Origin of the sequence: Lysobacter helvus, from assembly GCF_018406645.1 — a bacterium.
GTDB lineage: Bacteria > Pseudomonadota > Gammaproteobacteria > Xanthomonadales > Xanthomonadaceae > Noviluteimonas > Noviluteimonas caseinilytica.
The window spans coordinates 3,046,672-3,067,733 of record NZ_AP024546.1 but is presented as its reverse complement, the minus strand read 5'-3'; the positions used below and the strand labels follow the sequence as shown (position 1 = coordinate 3,067,733).

The 21,062-nt window shown below is 67.8% G+C and carries 18 protein-coding genes; 7 read left to right on the top strand and 11 right to left on the bottom strand.

Annotation, left to right across the window (positions count from 1 at the left end; translation table 11 throughout):
* Window positions 1-57: 57 nt before the first annotated feature.
* From LYSHEL_RS14985 to LYSHEL_RS14975, 3 genes are read left to right on the top strand one after another with little or no spacing between them, the layout of a single operon-like run.
* On the top strand, window positions 58-393 hold the full coding sequence (locus LYSHEL_RS14985; RefSeq protein WP_213434846.1) for a PadR family transcriptional regulator: 336 nt from the start codon (window positions 58-60) through the stop codon (window positions 391-393).
* Window positions 394-396: 3 nt separating this feature from the next.
* On the top strand, window positions 397-1,350 hold the full coding sequence (locus tag LYSHEL_RS14980; RefSeq protein ID WP_213434845.1) for a hypothetical protein: 954 nt from the start codon (window positions 397-399) through the stop codon (window positions 1,348-1,350).
* Window positions 1,337-1,735: a hypothetical protein gene (locus LYSHEL_RS14975; protein WP_213434844.1), complete on the top strand. Its 399-nt coding sequence runs from the start codon at window positions 1,337-1,339 to the stop codon at window positions 1,733-1,735. The genes LYSHEL_RS14980 and LYSHEL_RS14975 overlap by 14 nt, the downstream gene beginning before the upstream one ends.
* Window positions 1,736-1,745: 10 nt before the next feature.
* On the opposite strand, the gene LYSHEL_RS14970 is transcribed toward LYSHEL_RS14975, so the two are convergent.
* The 4 genes from LYSHEL_RS14970 to LYSHEL_RS14955 form a co-directional block, all read right to left on the bottom strand.
* Window positions 1,746-2,183, bottom strand: coding sequence for a hypothetical protein (locus LYSHEL_RS14970; RefSeq protein WP_213434843.1), 438 nt, complete (start codon window positions 2,181-2,183; stop codon window positions 1,746-1,748).
* A 19-nt stretch (window positions 2,184-2,202) separates the two neighbouring features.
* Complete coding sequence (locus LYSHEL_RS14965; protein ID WP_213434842.1) at window positions 2,203-2,469, bottom strand: hypothetical protein; 267 nt, start codon at window positions 2,467-2,469, stop codon at window positions 2,203-2,205.
* A gap of 10 nt (window positions 2,470-2,479) precedes the next feature.
* Entirely contained in the window at window positions 2,480-3,016 is a 537-nt protein-coding gene (locus LYSHEL_RS14960; protein WP_213434841.1) for a DUF4136 domain-containing protein, read from the bottom strand.
* Window positions 3,017-3,183: 167 nt separating this feature from the next.
* Window positions 3,184-4,521 (bottom strand): OprD family outer membrane porin, encoded by a 1,338-nt coding sequence (locus LYSHEL_RS14955; RefSeq protein ID WP_213434840.1) that lies wholly within the window; start codon window positions 4,519-4,521, stop codon window positions 3,184-3,186.
* 96 nt (window positions 4,522-4,617) lie between these two features.
* Between LYSHEL_RS14955 and speC the strand changes: the two genes are divergently transcribed.
* From speC to LYSHEL_RS14935, 4 genes are all read left to right on the top strand, one after another.
* Window positions 4,618-6,882: an ornithine decarboxylase gene (gene speC / locus LYSHEL_RS14950; protein ID WP_213434839.1), complete on the top strand. Its 2,265-nt coding sequence runs from the start codon at window positions 4,618-4,620 to the stop codon at window positions 6,880-6,882.
* 4 nt (window positions 6,883-6,886) lie between these two features.
* Complete coding sequence (locus tag LYSHEL_RS14945) at window positions 6,887-7,549, top strand: VIT1/CCC1 transporter family protein (RefSeq protein WP_213434838.1); 663 nt, start codon at window positions 6,887-6,889, stop codon at window positions 7,547-7,549.
* An 86-nt stretch (window positions 7,550-7,635) separates the two neighbouring features.
* On the top strand, window positions 7,636-9,009 hold the full coding sequence (gene potE, locus LYSHEL_RS14940; protein ID WP_213434837.1) for a putrescine-ornithine antiporter: 1,374 nt from the start codon (window positions 7,636-7,638) through the stop codon (window positions 9,007-9,009).
* Between the two features lie 35 nt (window positions 9,010-9,044).
* The gene (locus tag LYSHEL_RS14935; RefSeq protein WP_213434836.1) at window positions 9,045-9,959 is read left to right on the top strand and encodes an amino acid ABC transporter substrate-binding protein; all 915 of its coding nucleotides are present in this window, start codon (window positions 9,045-9,047) and stop codon (window positions 9,957-9,959) included.
* Between the two features lie 57 nt (window positions 9,960-10,016).
* On the opposite strand, the gene LYSHEL_RS14930 is transcribed toward LYSHEL_RS14935, so the two are convergent.
* The 7 genes from LYSHEL_RS14930 to LYSHEL_RS14900 all read right to left on the bottom strand — a co-directional run bounded on the left by LYSHEL_RS14930 (window position 10,017) and on the right by LYSHEL_RS14900 (window position 20,990).
* Window positions 10,017-11,333, bottom strand: a complete 1,317-nt coding sequence (locus LYSHEL_RS14930) for an amino acid permease (protein ID WP_213434835.1) — start codon at window positions 11,331-11,333, stop codon at window positions 10,017-10,019.
* Window positions 11,334-11,337: 4 nt separating this feature from the next.
* Entirely contained in the window at window positions 11,338-13,638 is a 2,301-nt protein-coding gene (locus LYSHEL_RS14925; protein WP_213434834.1) for an Orn/Lys/Arg family decarboxylase, read from the bottom strand.
* Window positions 13,639-13,649: 11 nt separating this feature from the next.
* A complete protein-coding gene (locus LYSHEL_RS14920; RefSeq protein ID WP_213434833.1) occupies window positions 13,650-15,962 on the bottom strand; it encodes an Orn/Lys/Arg family decarboxylase in 2,313 nt (770 codons plus the stop codon).
* Window positions 15,963-15,973: 11 nt separating this feature from the next.
* Window positions 15,974-17,425 (bottom strand): DcaP family trimeric outer membrane transporter, encoded by a 1,452-nt coding sequence (locus LYSHEL_RS14915; RefSeq protein ID WP_213434832.1) that lies wholly within the window; start codon window positions 17,423-17,425, stop codon window positions 15,974-15,976.
* Window positions 17,426-17,530: 105 nt separating this feature from the next.
* Window positions 17,531-18,433, bottom strand: coding sequence for a cation diffusion facilitator family transporter (locus LYSHEL_RS14910; protein WP_213434831.1), 903 nt, complete (start codon window positions 18,431-18,433; stop codon window positions 17,531-17,533).
* 185 nt (window positions 18,434-18,618) lie between these two features.
* Window positions 18,619-19,524 carry a DUF2950 domain-containing protein gene (locus LYSHEL_RS14905; RefSeq protein WP_213434830.1) on the bottom strand — a complete coding sequence of 302 codons (906 nt, stop codon included), beginning with the start codon at window positions 19,522-19,524 and terminating at the stop codon, window positions 18,619-18,621.
* Entirely contained in the window at window positions 19,521-20,990 is a 1,470-nt protein-coding gene (locus LYSHEL_RS14900; protein ID WP_244858572.1) for a DUF3300 domain-containing protein, read from the bottom strand. Before LYSHEL_RS14900 ends, LYSHEL_RS14905 begins: the two co-directional genes overlap by 4 nt.
* Window positions 20,991-21,062 lie beyond the last annotated feature (72 nt).

The following is a 21,062-nucleotide window of genomic DNA, read 5'->3' as shown; positions in this document are numbered from 1 at the left end:
ACCGGGGGATGCCGAATCCGTTGACGTACTGTGCGACGTACAGTACTGTGCCGCGCCATGGGCACCCCCGACACCTTCGGAAAACTGGAACTCGAGCTGCGGCGCGGCGTGGTGGTGCTTGCCACGCTCTCGCAGCTGCGGGCCCCGCGCTATGGCTACGAGCTGCGCCAGGCGCTCTCGGAAAGCGGCATGCCGATCGAGGAGGGCACGCTGTATCCGCTGTTGCGCCGCCTCGAGACGCAGGGCCTGCTGAAGAGCGAATGGAAGATCGAGGACGGACCGCCGCGGCGCTACTACGCGCTCAATGCCGACGGCCGCAAGTTGCTGAAGAAGCTCACCGAATCCTGGCAGGGCATGAACTCCGCCATGGACCGACTCCTGGAAGAGGGCTGATCGATGAATGCGAACGACGTGATCGAGTCCTACGTCACCGACGTAGCCGTGCAGTTGCCGCGCAAGCAGCGCAACGATGTGGCGTTCGAATTGCGCGCGCTGCTCAACGAGGAACTGCAGGAACGCGCAGGCGATGCCGGGCGCGAGCCGGATGCCGAGATGGCGATCCGCATGCTGCGCGAACATGGCCGCCCCGCGGATGTCGCCGCGCGTTACCAGCCCACGCTGACGATCATCGATCCGGCCGACGGGCACGCGTTCGCGCGCGCCACGCTCCTCGGCCTGGCGGTGATCTGGGGCGTGGGCCTGTTCCTGCGCCTGCAGCAGCCGATCGGCACCGCCGGCGAATTCTGGACCGCACTCGGCCAGTGGTGGGGCGCGACCGTCGTGTTCTCGCTGTGGTGGCCGGGCATGTTGCTGCTGGGCTTCGCGTCGTCGGCGTGGCTGCGTCGCCGCTGGCCGCAGACGGGCGAGTGGAAACCGCGCGCGGGCGATCGCATCGCCGGCAGCCGCGCCTCGCTGGTGCTCGCGATCGTCGGCATCCTGTGCGGCCTGTACATCCTGGTGCAGCCGACGTGGTTGCTCGACGTGGTCTGGCGGGGCCACGCCGCGCCGGTGGCGTACCAGGCGCTGACGTACACCGACACCTTCCTCCATCGCCAGGCGCCGTGGCTGCTGCTGTTGCTGCTGCTCAACGTGCCGATGTTCCTGGTGGTGATCGTGCAGGGCCGCTGGACGCCGCGCATGCGCCGCATCGAAACCGTCGGCACGTTGCTGCTCTGCGCGGTGATGACGTGGGCGGTGCTGGATGGCCCGATCTTCATGACGAAGCCGAGCGACGAGATGACGAAGTTCTTCCTCGTGCTCATCACGGGCGTATCGCTGGCGACCGTGGCGATCCGCGAATACCGCGCGGTGCGCCCGAATCCGAAGGGCGAGGTCCATGCGGGACGTTGAGCGCATGGCCTCGATGGCGCGACGGCTGCTGCCCGTCGCGCTGTCAGTGTGTTGCACGGTGGCGATCGCGGCGAAGCCGGTGGCGCCGAAGCCCTTGGCGGATGGTGATTACACGTTCGCGCACCGGTTCGCCGAGCAGCCCAGCATGCCGAGCGTTTCGATGCACGTGCGCATCCGCAAGGGCCACATCGTGGTGACCAACGAATCGGTGTCGAGCGCCTTCGAAAAAGGCGTCGTCGACGAAGGCCTGCTGCTGTGGCATCCGGCAACGCAGCAATGGATCATCGGCGACACGCCGGCCGACGCGAAGGCCCCCGAAGTCGGCGGCTGTTCGGGCGGGCCCGAAGTGATCGACCTGGCGAAGCGGATCTACTGGACCTGTTGAATCGCCGGCGCTAGCGCGGCGGCGGCAACGACGCCATCACCTGCGTGATCCGCGCGCGGTCCGCATCGGTCAGCGGGCACCGCCGGCCTTCCGGCACCTGGTCGATGTTGTTCCGCGAGGCGCGCCGCACGCCGACCATGCGCTTGCCTTCGTACGCGCGCACCAGCAGGTACAGGTCCATCGGGTCGTCGCCCTTGCTGGCGCCCGCCGCGCATTGCAGTGTCACCGCCGCCATCACGCGCGCGATGCTCGGTGCATCGGTGAGGTCGGCCTTGGTCGTCGCGGCGCGCGGCAGGGAGTCGGCCGTGTGCGTTTCCTGGCTCGGCGCGTCGAAGTCGCGGAAGTAGACCTCCACGCGCGTCAGGTACTTCGCGTCCGGCATCGGTTTCGCGCAGCCCTGCAGCGCCAGCAACGCGGCGACGCAGCACGCGATGCGCCGAACCGACATGCACCTCCGCGGCGACACCTCACCCATTGCGCGGCGGCTGGAATCCGCCCTGCAACGCAATCTCCAGCGCATTGAGCAGCTTGCCGGTGCGCGGCACCGTGCCTTGCTTCGCAAGATCGGTCGCATCGTTGGCGTGCAGCGCCAGCCAGTGATGGAACACCTCGCCGAGCCGCGCCTTGTCCGGGTGCGTGGCGAACAGCGCAATCAGCGCCACGGTCGTGACGTCCAGCCCGACGTTCTGGTCGCGCAGGATCGCGTTGAGGTGTTCGAACTGTTCCGGGGTCATGGCGTTGCGATCACCGCGACGGAAACTTCTCGAACATCTTCGGCACGTACTGGCCGATCGCCGCGTCCATCGCTTCCGGGGTCTGCGGCACGTCGCCGTTGGCGGTGGCGCGCCAGAGCGCCCGCTTGGTCTTCGCGTCGTACATGTCCAGGACCAGCGTGCCGACGAGGTTGGTCTTCGGTACCGAGGTGCCGGTGCTGGTGCCGACGCCCGCGCCGCCGTTGTTGCCCCAGCCGCCGAGGCCGAAGCCCAGCGAGAAGTGGTTGTAGCTGACGTCCTCGCGCGTTTCGAGGTGGCCGACGAGCGCGATCTCGCCATCGGCGACGCGCTGCATGCCCTTGGCGGCCAGTTGCGCGTCGATGGCGCGCACGAGCTTGTCGCGCACGATCGGCGACTGCGTCTGCGGTTCTTCGACCCAGGTGTAGGTGCGGTAGTGCGTGAGGTCGACGCCGGCGGCCTGGTCGGTCTGCACGACCGGCTTGCCGCTCGCGCAGGCCGCGAGCATCGCCACCAGCACGATCGCCAACGTGTTCGGAATGCGTTTCATGGTGCGTCCCTCCCGGGATGGGTCTCCCGCTGTGCGACCGATCGTGCGCCAGGTCGGGGAAACCCGATGCGACGATGCCGCGGGCCGGGGCAGCGTATGACACCACCCAGGCCCGAGGCCTTTCCATTGGCTCTTGGGCTAACGCCGCCGGGAACGCCCGTGAACGTTCACAACGGCAGGTCGTAGAAGACCATCACGCGCAGGTCCTGCAGGTCCGTGTCGCCCCGGTCGTCGCGCGCCACGCGCGCGTAGCGCAGCCGGACGAGCAAGCCCTGCAGCGGGCCGTCCGGCGGCGACCACTGCACGTTGAAGTCCGTCTCGCCCTGCGCATGGGCCGACGGCGCATCCGGATCGGAGCCGGCGACGTGCAACGCGTACGCGCTGAAGCCGGTGTGCCCGGGGAAGGTGTATTGCGCGCGCAGCAGCCAGGCGTCTTCGCCGGCGCGGTTGAAATCCTCGACCTGCACGCTCGTGTAGCCGGGATAGCCGCTCCACGGCGCCGTCATGTCGTGGTCGCCGCGCGCATCGGTGTAGCCGGCCGTGAGCAAGGCGCCGGCGACCGCGAGGTCCGCCTTCAGCCCCCACTGGTGCGCATCGAACGCGCTGCCGGTGAGACGGTGGTTGCCGACGCTGCGCTGGTCGGAATACTGCGCGGCCACCTCCAGCGTGGCGTGTTCGCCCAGCGGAAACCCGTACTTGGCTTCGGTGTAGAAGATATTGATGACATTGCTGCTCCAGTAATCCACCGCGCCCAGCGACACGTCCCCGAGGCTGTAGTTGAGGCCGGCCGCGTACACGCCGCGCTTGATGTCGGCGCCTGCGTCGGTGGACATCGACACGAATTCGTCGCTGTTGCGTTCCTTGATCTTGTCGAAGTAGCCCGCGCCCCAGCGCCATTGCGCGGTCCGTTCGCCATCGCCGTGCAGGCCCTGCACCACGGCGGCCAGGAACGTGTTGGGCGCCATGCGCGAGTCGTTCCTGTTGAGGTAGGGCGTGTCGAAGCCGCGCGCGCCGACCGTCATCTGCACGTCGTCGGCCAGCAGCACTTCGGCATAGGCCTCGCCGAGCACGGCGAAGCCCTGCTGGCCGGGCTTGAGCAACGTGGTGCCGTCCTTGTCGTCCGGCGCGTACAGCGGCGCGGAGCCGTACACGGTCGCGCCGAAGGCGACGCGATCCCGGAAATACCCCGTCTTCAATCCCGCCGAACCGCCGAGCGCCCACGCTTCGCTTTCGCTGTCGTCGTACTTGTCGCGGTCGAGGTAGTAACTGCGGAGCTGGACGGTCCAGTCGGTGTCTTCCCACGCCTTGCGGCGCGTGTCGCGCACCCAGTCGTCGTGCGACTTCGGGCCGAAGCTCTGGTCCAGGTGCGTCTGGCCCTGTTCGGTGGAGTCCTGCGGCTGGTCGATGTCGCCGGGCGGCGTGGCCTGTTGCGCGAACGCGCACGTCGCCGTGCACAGGCCGGCGGCCGCCGCGAGGACGACGCGCCATCGACGGCCGGGGTTCATCGCGTTCCGCAACGCCCGCTCGTGTCCCGAACGGGCAATTGCCCGCCGCCTGCCCCTGCGGGAGGCTCGTGCGGACCGCGGCGGCGGAGCATTGCCATGTCCATTCCCGTAGCTGAGCTTTTCAGGATCCTCGTTGTCGGCGAACAGAACGCGCCCGTCAAGGAGATCATCGAAGACGAACTGCGTTTCACCGTCACGCTGGTGCCCGCGGCCCGCGCCGCGGAAGCCATCCGCGGCGGCGCGGACCTCGGGGCGATCGTCGTGTCGGAAGGCGACGCCGGCGACGTGGTGGCCGCGCGCAACGACCGCGGCATGCGCATGCCGATCTTCCTGCTCGGCGCGCGCGATGCGGGCACGTTGTCGGCGCCGTACCTCGGCGCGCTCGACGGCATCCTGGTGGAAGGCCTGGAAAGCCGGAACTTCTACGAGAAGCGCCTCGTCTCGGAAGTCGAACGCTACGCGCAGTCGCTGATGACGCCGTTCTTCGGCGCGCTGATGCAGTACGACTACGACGCCAACCGCACCTGGGCGTGCCCCGGCCACCAGGGCGGCCAGATGTTCCGCCACCACCCGGCGGGGCGCCTGTTCTACCAGCACATGGGCGAGAACGTGTTCCGCGACGACATCTGCAACGCGATGGTGTCGCTCGGCGACCTGCTGATCCACGAGGGGCCGGCCCTCGAGGCCCAACGCGCCGCCGCACGCGTCTTCGGCGCCGAGCGCACGTACTTCGTGCTCAACGGCACGTCCACGTCGAACAAGGTGGTCAACACCGCGCTGCTGCGCGCAGGCGACATCGTGTTGTTCGACCGCAACAACCACAAGTCCAACCACCACGGCGCGCTGGTGATGGCCGAGGCGATCCCCGTGTTCCTGGAAGCGGACCGCAACGGCTTCGGCCTGGTGGGGCCCGTCGACTGGAGCGCACTGGACGAAGACACCATCCGCGCGCGCATCCGCGCCCATCCCCGGCTGCGCGACACCGACCGCTGGAAGCAGCCGCGCCCGATCCGCGTGGCGATCATCGAGCAGTGCACCTACGACGGCACCGTGTACAACGCGCGCAAGGTGCTCGAGAAGATCGGCCACCTGTGCGAATACATCCACTTCGACGAAGCGTGGGCGGGGTTCGGCGCGTTCCATCCGTTGATGGAGGATCACTTCGCGATGGGGCTGGCGCTCAAGCCCGGCGATCCCGGCGTGATCGCGACCCAGTCCACGCACAAGCAACTGGCGGGGTTCTCGCAGGCTTCGCAGATCCACGTGCGCGATGCGCACATCGCCGACGAACCGTTCCGCGTCGGGCATCGGCGCTTCAACGAAGCGTTCCTGATGCATGCGTCCACGTCGCCGTTCTATCCGCTCTTCTCCAGCCTCGACATCAACGCGCAGATGCACGGCGACAAGGCCGGCCGCGTGTTGTGGGACGACGCGGTGCGCCTCGGCATCGAAGCGCGCAAAGCCGTGCGCCGGCGCTTCAGCGGATTCGTCGACGCGTTCGTGCCCGACGTGGTCGACTACCAGGGCGCGCGCGTGCCGTGGGAAGACGTGCCCACCGACGTGTTGGCCCGGGAACAGCGCTACTGGCAACTGGAACCGGGGCAGACCTGGCATGGCTATCGGCATCTCGGCCAGGACGCCGCGATGCAGGACCCGACGAAGCTGCTGCTGACCACGCCGGGCATCGACGTGCGCACGGGCGACTACGCCGGCACCGGCATCCCCGCCACGATCCTGGCCAACTACCTGCGCGAGAACCAGGTCATCCCGGAGAAGAACGACCTCAACAGCATCCTGTTCCTGCTCACGCCCGCGGTGGGCGAGGGGAAGATGGCGATGTTGCTCGCCGCGCTGGAGAACTTCCGCGAACACGTGGCGCTCGACAGCCCGCTGCAGGCGGTGCTGCCGATGCTGTGCCGGCGCTTCCCGCAACGCTATGCGGGCTACACGATCGGCCGGCTCGCGCAGGAGATGCACGAGTTCTACGTCTCGCGCGGGATCAAGGACCTGCAGCGCGAAAGCTTCCGCTACGAATCCTTCCCCGAGCAGGCGATGTCCGCGCGCGCGGCGAACGCGGCGCTGGTCGGCGGCGACGTCGACATGGTGCCCATCGCGGAGGTGTCCGGCCGCGTCGCCGCCACGCTGGCGCTGATCTATCCGCCGGGCATCGGCATCATCGTGCCGGGCGAGCGCTGGGACGAACGCGCGAAACCGATGGTCGATTACTTCCTCGCCTTCGAGGAAAGCGCCAACCGCTTCCCGGGCTTCGCCAACGAAGTGCAGGGTGTGTACGCGATCGAAGACGGCGGGCGCGTGCGGTTCCACACGTACGTGGTCTCGCGCAAGCTCGACGGTGGCTGAGGCGATGGCCTGGCGCACGCGCAGGTTCCAGCAGATCCTCGAGCCGGCCGACCGGATCGCCGAGGTGATGTTCGGGCTGATCATGGCGCTCACGTTCACCGGCTCGCTCAGCATTTCGGACGCGGGCCGCAACGATGTGCGCGCGATGCTGATCGGCGCGCTGGGCTGCAACATCGCGTGGGGCCTGATCGACGGGATCTTCTACGTGATGATCGGGTTCGCCGATCGCCGCGGCGATTCGCTGGCGGTGCAGGCGGTGCGCGAGGCCACCGATCCGGCGCAGGCCCGGCAGCTGCTGTCGAAGGCGCTGCCCGACGAAGTCGTCGCGGTGTTGACCGACGAGCAACTCGAACGCGTGCGCGTCCGCCTGTCGGACGTGCCCGCTGCCGCCATGCCGCCGCCTCGCATGGGCGTGCGCGACCTGCTGGCGGGGCTCGGCGTGGCGTGCCTGGTGTTCGGCAGCACGCTGCCGATCGCGCTGCCGTTCCTGGTGTTCCACGAGGTGCCGCTGGCCATGCGCGTGTCCAACGGCATCGCGATCGCGATGCTGTTCGTCGCCGGCGCCCTGTACGCGCGCGCCGTGGGCGGCCGGGGGTGGCTCATCGGATCGATCATGGTGGTGCTGGGCTGCGTGCTCGTGGCCATGACGATCGCGCTCGGCGGCTGAGCCGCCGCATTGGGCAAACGGCCAATTGCTGGGGCCATGCGGCAGGTCTAGGGTCCGTCCGAGTCTGGACGCGTCCGGGAAGCGACATGAACACGACGGCCACCGCAACGAGCTCCGCCACTTCCACGCCCGCCACCAAGAAGATGAGCCTCGTGCAGCTCACGCTGCTGGTGGCCGTCAACATGATGGGCTCGGGCATCATCATGCTCCCCGCGAACATGGCGCAGGTGGGCGCGATCTCGCTGCTGTCGTGGGGCGTGACCGCGCTGGGCTCGATGGCGATCGCCTACGGGTTCGCGCAGGCGGGCGTCTTCAATTCCAAGGCCGGCGGCATGGCGGCGTACGCGGAGGACGCGTACGGACGCGATGGCTACTTCCTGACGTTCTTCCTGTACTTCCTGTCGCTGGCGATCGGCAACGTCGCCATCGCGATCTCCGCCGTGGGGTACCTGGCGGCCTTCATCCCGTGGCTGTCCTCGGCCCCGATCGCCACGTGCATCGGCGTGATCGTGCTGGTGTGGCTCACCACCGTCGCCAATTTCGGCGGCCCGAACATCACCGGCAAGATCGGCAGCATCACGGTGTGGGGCGTCATCATCCCGGTGGCGGGCATCTGCGTGATCGGCTGGTTCTTCTTCAGCGGCACGACGTTCAAGCAAGCGTGGAATCCGCAGGGCCTGAGCCTCGGCGCCGGCATGGGATCGAGCATCGCGCTGACGCTGTGGGCGTTCCTGGGCATGGAGTCGGCGGCGCAGAACTCCGATGCGGTGGAGAACCCGAAGCGCAACGTGCCGCTGGCGTGCATGTTCGGCACGCTCGGCGCGGCGGTCGTCTACATCCTGTCGACCACCGTCATCCAGGGCATCGTGCCCAACAAGCTTCTCGCCGCCTCGACGGGTCCGTTCGCCGACGCGTATGCGCAGATGTTCGGCGGCACCGTGGGCACCATCATCCGCGCGCTGGCGATCCTCGCGTGCCTGGGCTCGCTGCTGGGCTGGCAGTTCACGATCGCGCAGACCGCCAAGACGGCGGCGGGCGAAGGCCTGTTCCCTGCGTTCTTCGCCAAGACCAACCGCATGCTCGCGCCGGTCACCGGCATGATCGTGATGGGCGTGGTGCAGACCATCCTCGCGCTGTCGACCATTTCGCCGTCGCTGAGCGAGCAGTTCTCCGCGCTGGTGGGCCTGGCCGTGGTCACCAACGTCATTCCCTACATCATCGCGCTGTCGGCCCTCGGGGTGATCATGCGCAAGGCCGGCGGCGTCCCGCAGGGCACGTACCGCAAGAACATGTTCGTCGCCGTCGTGGGCATGCTGTACAGCACGTACGCGATCTACGCGTCGGGCGGAGACGCCGTGATGGGCGGCACCATCGTGATGGCGCTGACCTTCATCATCTACGGCTTCATGGCAACCAAGTCCCCGCCGCCGGCGAGCACCGGCCCCGCGCGCACGGCATGACCAAGGCGCAAGCGCCCGCGATCTGGAGGTATTCCATGCACACCGCCCGCACTCTCGCGTTCGCATCCACGGCCCTGGCGCTCGCGATGCTCGCCCCCATGCCGGCGCAGGCCCAGGCCACCTTCGCGCATGCGCGGGACGCCGGCACGCTGTCGTTCGGTTACCTGCCGGGCGCACGCCCGCTGACGTGGCGCAACGACTCGGGTGCCGCGGAAGGCTATGCCATCTCGCTGTGCCGCCTCGTCGCCGAAGCGGTGCGCCTGCAGCTCAAGCAGCCCGGCCTGAAAGTGGAGTTCGTGCCGCTTGACGAAGATCCGGCGGCGGCGCTCGCCGCGGGCCGCATCGACATGTCGTGCACGCCGATGCAGGCGACGCTGACGCGCCGCGCGTCGGTGGACTTCTCCATCCCGGTCATGCCGGGCGGCACCGGCATCCTGGTGCGCAAGAACGTCTCGCCCGCGCTGCGCAACCTGCTGGAAGGCCGCAAGCCGGGCGCGCAACCGATCTGGCGCGGCTCGCCGCAACTGGCGGCGCTGCAGCAGCGGGACTTCGCGGTGGTGCCGGGCACGGCGTCGGCGAAGTTGCTGGAGGCGCGCCGGCAGGAGATCGGTGTCAACTTCAAGATCACGCCCGTGACCAGCATGGCCGAAGGCCTGGCGCGCGTGGTGTCCGGCAAGTCCGATGCGCTGGTGTCGGACCGCAACGTGCTGATGGACCTGGCGCGCAACGGGCAGGGCGCGGGCGACGTGATGGTCATCGATCGCGAGTTCGACCCGACGTCCTACGCGTTCGCGCTGCGGCGCGGCGACGAGGACTTCCGGTTGCTGGTCGACCGCGTGCTGAGCCGCACGTATCGCACGGGCAAGTTCGAGCAGCTGTACGCGACGCACTTCGGCCCCGCCGGCGAATCCACGCGGATGTTCTTCCGCCGCCTCGCCGAACCCGACTGAGCCGATCCGTTGCAACCACCGACAGCGGCGCCGCTTGCGGCGCCGTTTGCGTTGCACCTACCCGACGCGGGGTTGTCCGTCCTGCAGGCGCACCAGCGCGAACAGCGGCGTGGTCAGCAGCAACGCGATCATCGCCTTGAACACCAGGTCGTGCGATTGCCCGATCGCGACGCCGACGCAGTACAGGCACGCCGCGACGCCGACGACGATCGAGGCCGCGAGGTGGTCGGTCCGGTGCGCGGCGCGATCCATCCGCCACATCGCCATGACCGAATAGATGTACGGCAGCGCCATCAGGATGACCGTGGCGTTGGTGATGCGCGAGAACTGCTCGGACAGGGTCGGCGACGCGGTCAGGATCACCAGCGCCGTCATCAGCACGCCGGTGACCACCAGGTTGCGCGCCGGCATGCCGTTCGCGTTGAGGCGCGAGAACGACTGCGGGAACATGCCGTCGGTGGCCGCCGCCTGCGACGACTGCGCGGCGATCAGGATCCAGCCCACCAGCGAGCCCGATGCCTTGAGGATCGCGGCGATGGCGATCACGCTGCCGGCCCACGGGCCGAGCATCACGCTGGCCACTTCGGCGAAGGGCGCATGCGAGGACTGCAACTGGGCGTTGGGCAGGATGCCCATGATCACCGTGCAGCACGAGACGTAGATCACCGCGGAGATAGCCAGTCCCATGATCGTGGCCAGCGGCACGTTGCGCTTCGGATTCTCGATCACGCCCGCCGACACCGCCGCGCTCTCCACCCCGAGGAACGCCCACAACGCGATCGACGCGCTCGTCATCACGGCCGATGCGGCGGGCATGTTCGACGGATTCCATCCCGCATCGAACACGCCGCGGTCGAACCAGAACCAGCCGAGCAATCCCACGACCGCGACCGGCAGGATGCCGGCGACCGTGGTGATCGTGGTGAAGTGCCCGACCGACGACGCGCCGCGCGTGTTGAGCCACACGAACAGCCAGATCACGAGGATGGTGCAGATGCACGCCGGCACCGGCGATTCCAGGACGTGTGCGAACACGGCGAGATAGCCCGTCACCGACACCGCGATCGCCACGTTGCCCAGCACGCTGGCGCCCCAGTAGAGCGTGTTCGTCTGGAACGCCGCGAAGGGACCGACGGCATCGCGCGCATACGCGTACGGTCCGCCGGCTTTGGGTGCAGAAGAACTCAGGCGCACGAACACCAGGCCGAGCGCCGTGGCGCCCAGCGTCGACACCAGCCACCCGAACACCGAAATGCTGCCGACGGCGGCCAGGCTGGACGGCAGCAGGAACAAGCCCGTGCCGACCATGTTGGCGACGACCAGCGACGTCGCCGCCACCAGCCCCATCTTCTTGTCGCCGGTGCCGCCGTGCATGCCGCTAGTCCTTCACGCACTGCACGTAGTACTCGCCGTCGTGCACTTCCACGCCGTGCGTGTCGTGGCCGAAGCCGGGGAAGGTCTTGTCCCAGCTCTTGAGCGCTTTCAGGTATCCGATGTACGGCCCGTCCGCCGCGCCCGCGGTTTCGCCGGGCATCATCATCGGAATGCCGGGCGGGTAGGGCACGACGCTCGTGGCGATCGTGCGGTCGGCCAGCTGCGACAACGGCACGCGCTCGATGCGGTTGCGGATGAGCGCCTGGTACGCATCGGCCGGCGACATGCGCGCTTCGGGGATCGACTGGAACGCCTTCTGCAGGTTCTGCATCTGCGAGGTGCGGCGCAGCTCTTCGAACATGCGATCGCCCAACCCGCGCAGCCCGAGGCCGGTGTAGGTGTCCGGATAGTCGGCGACGAGGTGCGGCATGATCCGCGACAACGGCGTGTCTTGGTCGTAGTCGTGCTTGAAGTCGAGCATCGCCGCGAGCAGCGTGCTCCACTTGGCCTTGGTGATGCCCAGCGAGAACAGGAACAACACGCCGAAGTCGCTGGTCTTCTCCACTTCGATGCCGCGCGCGTGGAGGTAGGCGGTGAGCAGCGAGGCGGGGAAGCCCTTCGGCCCGAGCGACCCATCGTCCTGCACGCCCGGCATCAGCACGGTGACCTTGATCGGATCGAGCATGCAGTAGTCGTCTTCGAGGTCGTCGAAGCCATGCCACGCATCGCCCGGATGCAGCACCCAGCACTGCTGGTCGGTGCCCAGCAGTTCCGGAGATGCGTCTTCGAAATTCACGCGCTTGCCGCTGGACGGGTCGTGCACCGTGTCGGCATTCCAGGTGCGGAAGAACCAATCCTTCTTCGCCTCCGCCTGGCGGCGCAGCCGGCCGACCAGCTGGCGGAAATGGATCGCCTCGTCGATGGACTCGCGCGTCAGCGCCGCGCCGCTCGCGCCGTCCATCATCGTGGCGGCCATTTCGTTGGACGCGATGATCGGATAGAACGGCGACGTGGAGCCGTGCAGCATGAAGGTTTCATTGAAGCGCGGATGCGGGATCGCGTTGCGGCCATCGCGCACGTGGATGTACGAGGCCTGCGAGAACGCGGCCAGCAGCTTGTGCGTGGAATGCGTGCAGAACACCGTGGGGCCGTTCGGATCGTGCGCCGACGGATCCCCGCGCATCGCCATGCGCCCGGCATACAACGGATTGAACCGCGCATAGCCGAACCACGCTTCGTCGAAATGCACCCGGTCCACCCACGGTCCGAGCTGCGAGAGCACGCGGTCCACCTTGTAGCAAAGCCCGTCGTACGTGGAATTGGTGACCACGGCGAACGCGGGCTGCTGGTCCTCCAGGCCTTTCGACAACGGCGTGTCCGCGATCGCCTTGCGCACCGTCTTCTCGTCGAAGCGCCCGGGATAGATCGGCCCCATCAGGCCGTACCGGTTGCGCGAGGGGATCATGTACTGCGGGATGCCGCCGCTCATGATCAGCCCGTGCTCGAGCGACTTGTGGCAGTTGCGGTCGCACAGCACCACCTGGTCGCGGCCGATGCACGCCATGAAGATGATGCGGTTGGACGTGGACGAGCCGTTGGTGACGGTGTAGCTGCGGTGCGATCCGAAGATGCGGGAGATGTACTTCTCGCTCTCGCCGATCGGACCGGTGTGGTCCAGCAGCGAGCCCAGGCTGCCCACGCTGATGGACAGGTCGGTGCGGAACACGTTCTCGCCGTAGAAATCGAAGAACGCGCGCCCGGCCGGGTGCTTGAGGAACGCGGTGCCGCCGGTGTGCCCCGGCGTGTGCCACGAGTACGCGTGCACGCGATGGAACCGCGAGAGCGCGGTGACCATCGGGCCGAACAGGCCCTCGGCGTAGATGCGCATGGCGGATTCGACGCGGCCGCACATGAAAGGCGCCGTGTCCTCCAGCAGCCACACCAGTTCGTCGATTTGCCGCAGCTTCTCGGCGTTGAGCGTCTTCGCCTTTTCCGGTTCGGTCAGCAGGAAGATGGGCACGCGCTCGTTGCGCGCGCGGATCGCATCGACCAGCGCGGCCGCATCGCCCGACGCGTCGTCGCCCACGGGCATCGACCAGTCGACGAGCATGGCGTGCAGCCCGGTGTCGGAAGTGGCAATCCCTTGCGCGTCGCTGCCTTCGGCGGCGGTCACCGTCTCGACGTTGCGGCGCGCGAATTCCTCGGCCAGCGCCGCGCACGCGCGTCCGCTCGCGGTGTCGGTCCCGACCTGCCGATGGGCAATGAGGACGCGGAAACGTTGGGGCTGGTCGGTGCTGGCGCGCATTGCGTTCTCCTTCAGCGCCCCGAGGCGAGGGCGTCGTTGGCGACGACCGTCGCCCACATGTCGCCGTTGGCGTCGGGATGGATGTTCTGGACTTCGCGGCTGAAGCCCGGGAAGCGCTTGCCGAATGCTTCGACGGCTTCGAGGAACTTCAGGATGGTGCCGCCCTTGGGGTCGACGCGTTCGCCCGGCATCAGCACCGGGATGCCCGGCGGATACGGGACGATCATCAGCGCCGCCACGCGGCCGGGCAGGTCGCGGATGCGCACCTCTTCGGTGCGGCCGTGGATCAGGTGCTGGTAGGCATCCGAAGGCGTGAGCACCTGTTCGGAAATGACTTCGCCCGCGTGGTTGGCCATCGCCTGCAGGTCGAGCTCGGTCATCGCCTGGTGCATTTCTTCGCACAGCCCGCGCAACGTCATCGTGCCGTAGCGGTCGGGGTAGGCGCGCGCGAGTTCCGGCAGGGCTTCCTCGATCGATGCGTCGCGGTCGTACAGGCGCTTGAACGCGAGCAGCGTTTCGAGCAGCGTGCCGGACTTGCCTTGCGTGGTGCCGACGGAGAACAGGATCAGCACCGTGTAGTCGCCCGTGCGCGCGATTTCCTGGCGCCGCGCATCGAGGAACTTGCTGAGGATGGTGCCGGGGATGCCGAGCTTGGCGATCTTGCCCTGCGCGTCGGTGCCGGGGCACAGGATGGTGACCTTGGTGGGGTCGAGCATCGCGAAGTCGTCGGCGACCACTTCATCCGGCAAGCCGTGCCAGTCCTCGCCCACGCGCATCGTCCAGCACTGCGCGTCGTTGCACAGCGTGTCGGTCGGTGCCTCCTGGAAGGGGACCTGCTTGCCGTCGATGCGCACGCTGTCGGGCTGGTAGAGCCTGAAGCTCCATTCGCCTGCCTTCGCGTAGCGCGCGGCCGCGGCGGCGACGCGCTTGCGGAAGTCGATCGCATAACCGACGGTCTCTTCCAGCAACGCCGGCCCGGTGGGTGCATCCATCATCGCGCTGGCGATGTCGAGCGAGGCGATCAGCGGGTAGAACGGCGAGGTGGTGCCGTGCATCATGAAGGCCTCCTTCAACGGAGACCATGCGACCTTGCCGCGCTCGCTGTTGCTGACGTGGATGTACGAGGCCATCGAGAAGGCCGGCAGCATCTTGTGCGTCGACTGCACGCTGAAGACCGTCGGGCGCTTCGGCATGTCGCGCGGTACGCCCATGGCGTAGCGGTGGCGGTACAGCGGATGGAACTTGCCGTACGCATACCAGGCTTCGTCGAAGTGCACGCGCGGCACGCTGTCGGACAGCAGCTTGGCGACGCGATCCACGTTGTAGAGGATGCCGTCGTAGGTCGGGTTGGTGACCACGGCATGCACCGCTTCGGTGGAACGCGCGCCCTTCGACAACGGCGAATCCTTCACCAGCCCCGCGATGTGCGCGGCGGTGAAGCGGCTTGGCGGAATCAATCCGATCATGCCGTAGCCGTTGCGGCTCGGCTGGAAGTACACCGGCCGCGACCGCGCGAGCGTCATCGCGTGGTTCAGCGATTTGTGGCAGTTGCGATCCACCACCACCATCTCGTCCTGGCCCACGCAGGCCTGGATCACGATGCGGTTGGAGGCGGACGAGCCGGCGAGCACGTAGAACGTCCAGTCGGCGCCGAACACGCGCGCGGCCATGCGCTGCGATTCCGCCGGCGGGCCTTCGATGTCGAGCCACGAGCCCAGCTCGACGTTGGAGATGCCGATGTCGGCGCGCATCAGGTTCTCGCCGAAGAAGCGATGGAACTCCGCGCCGGCCGGATGCTTGAGGTAGGCCGCGCCGCCCATGTGTCCGGGCGCATCCCACTGGTAGGTGCCTTCCTCGGTGAGTTTCTTCAGCGCCTTGAAGTAGGGCGGCAGCAACGCTTCGTGGTATTCGTCGATGGCGAACTGCGCGCGGCGCGCGAAGAACTCGGGCGTCTCGCCGGCGAGGTTCACGTACTCGCGCACTTCCGAGACGATGCTCCAGGGGATGGAACCCTCGGTGAGGTCGCGCGTCAGCAGGAAGATCGGGATGCGCAGCGACTTGCGGCGCACCGCGTGGATGATCGCGAGCACTTCGTCTTCGCGCGGCTTCGCGGTCTCGCCGAGGTTCCAGTCGATCGCCACGCCCGAGTAGGTCGCCGAACCGCGCGCCACGCCCAGGCCGTCCTCCCACGAATGCGTGGGCACCACCTCGATGCCTTGCTGCTTCATCGCCTCGCCGAGGCGTTGCAGCGCGAAGCGGAACACCGATCCGCTGTCCGGCGGGTCGCTGGTGACCACGAGGATCCATGGGGCGTTCATCGACATTGCGGCAGCCCTCAGGGGTTGAGGTCGTAGCGGAAGGTCATCTGCAGGCGTTGCGCATCGCCGGTATCACCGGCCAGGGTCTTGTTGTGTCCCCACAGCCATTCGGCGCCGACCATCGCGCGCTCGCTGAACTGCCAGGCGACGTTGAGCGAGGCGTACTGCGTGGTGTCGGGCAACGACTGGTCGATGAAGACGTTGAAGTCCGGGTTGATGTTCAGGTAGCCGTACGACGCGCTCGAGCTGACCGCGTCGCTCCAGGCGTGCGTGTAGCCCATGCCCCAGGCGTAGGCGTCGGTCGCCTCCAGGTCCAGCGATGGGTTGAACGCCGCATCCAGGCCGAAGCCGGTGATGTCCTGCAGGAAGTTCGCATAGCCCTTGCCCGTGCTCACCCAGCCCTGGACGCTGTCGTCGCCGAACACGCCGGCGGCGAAGGTCAGTTGCGTGGCGTAGGCTTCGGTGGAACGCGTGCGGTCGCTCGAGGCGCTCTGCACTGCCAGGTTGCGGAACAGGTTGGACCACTGGATGTGCCAGTCGGGGGCTTCGTAACGCAGGCCCAGGGTCACGTCCGGGTATTTCGAATACGTCTGGTTGTCGCTGATGAGCGCGATGTCGGCGTTGGGTTTTTCCAGCGTCATCGGCAGCGTCAGGCGGCCTTCGCCGTGGCGCCAGATGACCGGCGTGTAGCGGAACTGCGGCGCGTACTTGAAGGTGAAGGAATTCGGGCCCTCGTAATCGAGCGTGTTGGGGAACACGCTGATGTCGGTGAAGCCGGACAGGTAGTAGCCGGCGAGGATCGAGTAGTCCTTCGCTTCCAGTTCGCCGTACAGGTACTGCAGGTTGTAGTCCATGTCCGGACCGCCGAACCCGAAGAAGTTGTTCTTGTAGACGACCTTCAACAGGCCATAGGGCGTGTCGCGGCGGAAGTCCATGCGCACCACGCTCTGCTTGGCGCTGAGGTTGCTCTGCATGTGCGAGTCGTGGAAGGGCTGGCCTTCCACCGGGATGCCCGCCGGGATGAACAGGTCCTTGTAGGGCATCAGCTTGTTGTCGAACATCATGTCGGTCTGCGCGACGACATCCAGCTTCACCATGTTCCCCGAATCGCCCAGGCGCACGTAGCCCGAGGGTGGCGGCTCTTCGACGCCGGCCAGCGCCGAGGGCGGCTTGTGGATGCGCGAGGCCGGTTCCTGCTGCGGGATGTCGGCGTCGGTGACCGGCTGCGCCGCGGCGGCGACCGCGGGCGCGACGGTGGGCGCGGCGGCGGCCTGCGCCTGCTGCGTCGTCTCCAGTTCCGACAGGCGCTGCTGCATCTGCTGCATCGCCTGCTGCTGCTGTTGCAGCTGCGCCTGCATCTTCGCGATCTGTTCCTTCAGTTCGGCCGTGGTGGCGTCCTTCGATTGCGCGGCGGCGACGCCGGGTGCGATCGCGGCGGCCAGGGCAACGCCGAGCAGATGCAACTTCATCGATGCGATTCGATCCTGCGGGGAGCGCATGGCAGTCTCCTTCCGGTGGCAGTCGGGCACGCGTCCGCTACGCGCGGACGGCGGTTGGGACGAGGGACGGGCGGCTTACAACCACGCGCGATCCCCGGTGAAATCGATGGTGAGCCACGTCGTGGCGGTGTCCTCGCCCAGGCGCGCGGCGATCTCGTCGCGCAGCGCATCGGCCATGGAAATCGGTGAGAACACGTGCGTGTCCGGCAGCAGCACGTGGATCTCGATGAACTGCCCGCGCCCGACTTTCTGCACGTGGCTGGCGTAATCCAGGAAGCCGCGCTCGGCCATCACCGCATCCATCACCGCGCGCACCTTGCGGTCCAGTTCGGTGGGCGCGACCTGCAGGATTTCGCGGAACGCGCGCACCGTGCCGAGCAGCGGCACCGGCAGCGTGACCATCGAGACCGCCAGCAGCACCGCCGGATCCACGAGCGGGATCCAGCGCGCGAAGCGCGTGCCTGCCATCGCGATCGCCAGCCCGAAGCCGGCGAGCAACGCGAAGCTGAGCATCGCGCTGACCATCCACGTGCGCGAATCCATCGCCAGCAACGGCGAGCCCAACCTGCGCGATTGCCTGCGCATGAACGTGGACATGCCGATGCCGACCACGCCCAGCGTCGCCGCCCAAGCGATCGCGGTGCCGAATTCGATGACATGCCCGCCGCGCAGCAGACCCTCGACCGCATCGATGCCCGCGTACACGCAGGCCGTGGCGAGGATCGCGCCGCCGACGGTTTCCACCAGCGGTTCCAGGTGCCAGAAGCCGTACTGGAAACGCCGGCTCGCCGGGTTGGACAGCAGGCGCGAGACGGTGAGCGAGCCCGTCGTCACCAGCACGTCGATCAGGCTGTAGATGCCATCGAACATGATGGCCGAGGCGTTGAGGATCCAGCCCGCGATGAGTGCGCCGGCGCCCACGAGCGTCGTGACGAAGATGGACGCCCGGAGCAGTCGTTGTTCGGCGCGCGTATCCATGGCTATCCCGCGCCGGAGCGGTCGGCGAACCGCTCAGGCATTCCATCGCGATGGCGTTTTCGAGGCTCATGGCTGCAACCTCGACGCTATACCCGCGGCATACCTCGCTCAATTGGACGTTTGCCCAACGCGCGCGCATGGATTGCGCGCGCTGCTGCCGGTGGCGACGACGTTGCGCCGCGGCGTCAGGGCTTGGCGGCCACCGCGTCGTCCGGCACTTCCTTCCACGCACTGTCGGGGTCGTAGGTCTTCATCGCCTTGACGGTGCTGTCGGTCTGCTGGCCGAGGTCGCGTTCGAACACCTGGCCGTCGTAGCCGATCATGAAGGTCATCACGCCGGTTTCGCCGTACTCGGCGGGCCACGCGACCAGCGCGTAGCCGCGGCTCATGTTGTCGCCGAACTTGTAGTCGAACGCGCCACCCGGCGCGGACGGCCCTTGTGCGGTGAGGATGCGGAAGCGATAGCCGTGGAAGATGCCCTTCGGCGTGTCGTCGCCGAACAGCGGGCCGAGCGGGCTGATTTCGCCGCTGTCGTCCTCGGCCCAGTACAGGCCGTCGTGCTTGCCGTCGGTGCTGGTGAACTTCTGCGCGTACTCGAGCACGCCGTCGCCGTCGCGGTCCTTTTCGGCGTAGTCGTCCTGCGCGTCCTTGTAGGCGCGCACCGCCTGTTCGACGTCGAGTTCGTTGCGGCCGATGCGGCGCGTGCGGATTTCATCCTGGCCGGCGGCCAGGTCGAAGTGCCACCCGCTGCCGTCCTTCGTCAGCGGGACCGGGAGCGAGTAGGGATCGTTGCCGACGACGAGGGTTTTGCGTCCGTCCTTGCGCGCTTCATACGCGTGCTTCTCGCGGTACTTCACCAGGAACGCATCGACGTCCTTGCGATCGATGCCGCCGACGGGCACGTAATCCTTCCAGCCCGCGCCGAGCACGGTGGCGAGCTTCGCCTGGTCGGCGTGGTCCTGGCCGAGCGCCGCGACGAGTGCGTCGCCGGCGGCGTCGGGCGAGGGGTAGGCCTGCTGTGCGAACGCGGTCGACGCGCACGCGAGCGATGCAGCAAGCAACGACATCCGGATTGTCTGGATCGTGTTCATCGACGACGCCCTCCGCCACCACCGCCACGCGCTGGTCGGCTCATCGAGCGACCCGCTCCGGAACTCCTGCCCGCACCCGACCGGCTGGAACTGCCGCGGTTGGACGCCGCGCGCGATGCGCCGGAATTGCCCGCACCGGAGAACGCGTTGTTGCGCGACCCCCCGTAGCTGCCGCCGCCGCCGTACTGCGAACGCGCTGCATCCCGCGAGCCCATGTTGGTCGCGCCGTTCTGCCGGTACGACGACGACGCGGAACCACCGGGTCCGCGATCCACGCGCCCGCCACCGGCCTGCGACGAACGCGGATCGCGCGACGCGGTGTTGGAGAAGTCGCGTGCCTGCTGGTTGTTGCGCGCCGGCTGCATGCCCTGGCGTTCCATCGATTGCCGCGCCTGCGAGCGGCGCGCATCGTCGCCGCGGAAGCCGGCGCGATTCTCCGCACCCGCCTGGCGGTTGCCGAATTTCTCGCGGCTGGCCTGGTCGCGGTAGGGCACGCCGTCGCGACGCGAACTGTCGTGCTGGAACCTGCCGTTGTTGTTTTCCCGGTTGGCGACGCGGTCGCTGCGGTTGCCGCGATCCCCGCGCTCGCCGCGTTCACGGTCGATGTTGCGTTCGAAGTTGTTGTAGCGGTTCGAATTGATGTTGATGTCGCCGTTGCCCCAGTTGCAATCGCCCCACAGGCCGCCGGCGATGCCGATGCCGATGCCCCACATGATGCCGCCCACGAGCGCGGCGCCGGGATACCAGTACGCGCCCGGCGGGTAGTAGTAGGGCGGGTAGGCGGGATAGCCCCACGCGCCGTACATGTACGAGGGGTCGTACGTGGGCACGTAGACCTTCTCCGGCTCCGAGGACTCGATGATGATCGTCTGCGGGTACGCAGCGGCAGCGGTACCGGTCGCGGCTTCCTGCGACACCTTCTGGTGCTCGTCCGACTTGAGGTTGCCCGCGGCCTGCGCCTTGCGGCGCAATTCCTGCACGGTGTTCATGACGTCATCGGGCTGGGCCAGGAACGCATCGCCGAGCTTCTGCGTCCACGCGATGTCGTGCCCGAGCATCAGCACCACCTGCGGAAATGCGACCAGCGCCTGCACGCTCGGATCCCAGTCTTCCGTCGCGACGCCCTTGACCGCGGCGTCGCCTTTCACGTCGGGATGTGCCTTCGACCACTTGGCCGCATCGGCGACATCGCCCGGATACGTCGAGGCCATCAGCACCTGCGCGAGCAGGGCGTCGGGATACAACGCGACGGGCGCGAGCGCCTGGGCGAGTTCTTCTTTCGAGAACACGTCCTGCTGCGTCAGCGTCGACGGCGTTGCGGTCGACTGGCCGGCGGGTGGCGCGGCCTGCGCGCGTGCATCGACCGCGATGCCCATGGCCAGCACGCATGCGGCGAGTGCCGTGATGCGCAACGCCAGCAAGGGCGCGTCGCGCCGCGTTGCGGTGTGCGTCCGTGGGGTGTCCATGCGGTCCTCCTTATGTGGAATCAGCAGCTGTAGGGAATGACGACGGGAAGAATGTGATGTGGCGGCCAACGG

Coding starts and splice junctions, on each gene's coding strand:
- LYSHEL_RS14960 (WP_213434841.1), bottom strand. CDS start 3,016: ATGAAACGCATTCCGAACACGTTGGCGATCGTGCTGGTGGCGATGCTC.
- LYSHEL_RS14915 (WP_213434832.1), bottom strand. CDS start 17,425: ATGAAGTTGCATCTGCTCGGCGTTGCCCTGGCCGCCGCGATCGCACCC.
- LYSHEL_RS14930 (WP_213434835.1), bottom strand. CDS start 11,333: ATGCACGGCGGCACCGGCGACAAGAAGATGGGGCTGGTGGCGGCGACG.
- LYSHEL_RS14905 (WP_213434830.1), bottom strand. CDS start 19,524: ATGAACACGATCCAGACAATCCGGATGTCGTTGCTTGCTGCATCGCTC.
- LYSHEL_RS14955 (WP_213434840.1), bottom strand. CDS start 4,521: ATGAACCCCGGCCGTCGATGGCGCGTCGTCCTCGCGGCGGCCGCCGGC.
- potE (WP_213434837.1), top strand. CDS start 7,636: ATGAACACGACGGCCACCGCAACGAGCTCCGCCACTTCCACGCCCGCC.
- LYSHEL_RS14910 (WP_213434831.1), bottom strand. CDS start 18,433: ATGGATACGCGCGCCGAACAACGACTGCTCCGGGCGTCCATCTTCGTC.
- LYSHEL_RS14920 (WP_213434833.1), bottom strand. CDS start 15,962: ATGTCGATGAACGCCCCATGGATCCTCGTGGTCACCAGCGACCCGCCG.
- LYSHEL_RS14925 (WP_213434834.1), bottom strand. CDS start 13,638: ATGCGCGCCAGCACCGACCAGCCCCAACGTTTCCGCGTCCTCATTGCC.
- LYSHEL_RS14980 (WP_213434845.1), top strand. CDS start 397: ATGAATGCGAACGACGTGATCGAGTCCTACGTCACCGACGTAGCCGTG.
- LYSHEL_RS14935 (WP_213434836.1), top strand. CDS start 9,045: ATGCACACCGCCCGCACTCTCGCGTTCGCATCCACGGCCCTGGCGCTC.
- LYSHEL_RS14945 (WP_213434838.1), top strand. CDS start 6,887: ATGGCCTGGCGCACGCGCAGGTTCCAGCAGATCCTCGAGCCGGCCGAC.
- LYSHEL_RS14985 (WP_213434846.1), top strand. CDS start 58: ATGGGCACCCCCGACACCTTCGGAAAACTGGAACTCGAGCTGCGGCGC.
- LYSHEL_RS14970 (WP_213434843.1), bottom strand. CDS start 2,183: ATGTCGGTTCGGCGCATCGCGTGCTGCGTCGCCGCGTTGCTGGCGCTG.
- speC (WP_213434839.1), top strand. CDS start 4,618: ATGTCCATTCCCGTAGCTGAGCTTTTCAGGATCCTCGTTGTCGGCGAA.
- LYSHEL_RS14965 (WP_213434842.1), bottom strand. CDS start 2,469: ATGACCCCGGAACAGTTCGAACACCTCAACGCGATCCTGCGCGACCAG.
- LYSHEL_RS14975 (WP_213434844.1), top strand. CDS start 1,337: ATGCGGGACGTTGAGCGCATGGCCTCGATGGCGCGACGGCTGCTGCCC.
- LYSHEL_RS14900 (WP_244858572.1), bottom strand. CDS start 20,990: ATGGACACCCCACGGACGCACACCGCAACGCGGCGCGACGCGCCCTTG.